Origin of the sequence: Pseudoalteromonas luteoviolacea (assembly GCF_018100925.1) — a bacterium.
Lineage (GTDB): Bacteria > Pseudomonadota > Gammaproteobacteria > Enterobacterales > Alteromonadaceae > Pseudoalteromonas > Pseudoalteromonas obscura.
Map to the genome: position 1 here is coordinate 1 of NZ_JAGJEH010000037.1, position 1,962 is coordinate 1,962.

General features: G+C 46.3%; 1 protein-coding gene. It reads right to left on the reverse strand.

Annotated elements, in window-relative coordinates:
• Window positions 1-1,962: SdrD B-like domain-containing protein (locus tag J8M00_RS27890; RefSeq protein ID WP_211013633.1), on the reverse strand; the 1,962-nt coding region annotated here is incomplete at both ends.

Here is a 1,962-nt window from a genome sequence, read left to right on the forward strand (position 1 = left end):
ACGGTACCTGAAATAGACTTATCACCGGCCTTTGGTTTTTCAGTAAAGCGGATCGCAGGGGTAGGATCTGTGCCTATAACCACTTTGGCGACATTGCTTACCACACCCGCATCGCTACCAATATAGCGATTACCTGTTTGGTAAATCCCGCTTGGTGTTTGCGTGATGGTGTAGCCATCTGCATTTGAATCGATCAGGCCAGTAAAGCTGAACTCACCTTTGGCGTTGGTCATGGTGGTTGTATCAACAGCCTGACCAAACTTATCCATGCCTGTAATTGTGACTGCGATGTCTTTTAATAGCGCGTCATTAGAATCGACTACGCCATCTTGGTTTACATCGAAGAACACGGTACCTGAAATAGATTTATCACCGGCTTTTGGCTTTTCTGTAAAGCGGATCGCAGGGGTTGGCTCTGTGCCCACCACGACTTTTGCGACATTGCTTACCACACCCGAATCGCTACCAATATAGCGATTACCTGTTTGGTAAATCGAACTTGGTGCTTGCGTGATGGTGTAGCCATCTGTATTTGATTCGATCAGGCCAGTAAAGCTGAACTCACCTGTGGCGTTAGTCGTTGTTGTGGCATTTACTGCTTGACCAAACTTATCGGTACCCGTGATTGTGACTGGGATGTCTTTTAATAGCGCGTCATTGGCGTCAACAACGCCATCTTGGTTTACATCGAAAAATACGGTACCTGAAACAGATTTATCACCGGCCTTTGGCTTTTCTGTAAAGCGGATCGCAGGGGTAGGATCTGTGCCTATAACCACTTTGGCGACATTGCTTACCACACCCGAATCGCTACCAATATAGCGATTACCTGTTTGGTAAATCGAGCTTGATGTTTGCGTGATGGTGTAACCATCCGCATTTGATTCGATCAGGCCTGTAAAGCTGAACTCACCTTTGGCATTGCTCGTTACACTCTGGTTTACTGCCTGACCATACTTATCGGTACCTGTGATTGTGACCGTAATGTCTTTTAAAAACGCATCATTTGAATCGACTACGCCGTCCTGATCGACATCGAAGAACACGGTGCCTGAAACAGATTTATCACCGGCTTTTGGCTTTTCAGTAAAGCGGATCGCAGGGGTTGGATATGTGCCCACCACGACTTTGGCGACATTACTCACTAAACCTGCACCTGTGCCAATATAGCGATTACCCGTTTGGTAAGTGGCACTCGGTGTTTGCGTGATGGTATAACCATCAGCATTTGATTCAATCAAACCGGTAAAGCTGAACTCACCTTTGGCGTTAGTCATGGTGGTTGTATCAACAGCCTGACCAAACTTATCCATGCCTGTAATTGTGACTGTGATGGCTTTTAATAGCGCGTCATTAGAATCAACTACGCCGTCCTGATCGACATCGAAGAACACGGTACCTGAAACAGATTTATCACCGGCTTTTGGTTTTTCCGTAAAGCGGATCGCTGGGGTTGGATCTGTGCCCACCACGACTTTGGCGACATTGCTCACTACACCTGAATTGCTACCAATATAGCGATTACCTGTTTGGTAAATTGAGCTTGGTGTTTGCGTAATGATATAGCCATCTACGTTTGACTCGATCAGGCCGGTAAAGCTGAACTCGCCGTTGGTATCGGTCGTTGTTGTAGCATTAACAGCCTGACCAAACTTATCGGTACCTGTGATTGTCACCGTGATGTCTTTTAGTAGCGCATCATTTGAATCGACTACACCATCCTGATCCACATCGAAGAACACAGTACCCGAAACAGATTTATCACCGGCTTTTGGCTTTTCTGTAAAGCGGATCGCAGGGGTTGGATCTGTGCCGACGACAACTTTGACGACATTGCTCACTGCACCTGAATTGGTACCGATATAATGATTACCTGTTTGGTAAATCGAACTTGGTGTTTGCGTGATGGTGTAGCCATCTGCATTTGATTCGATCAGGCCAGTAAAACTGAACTCACCTGTC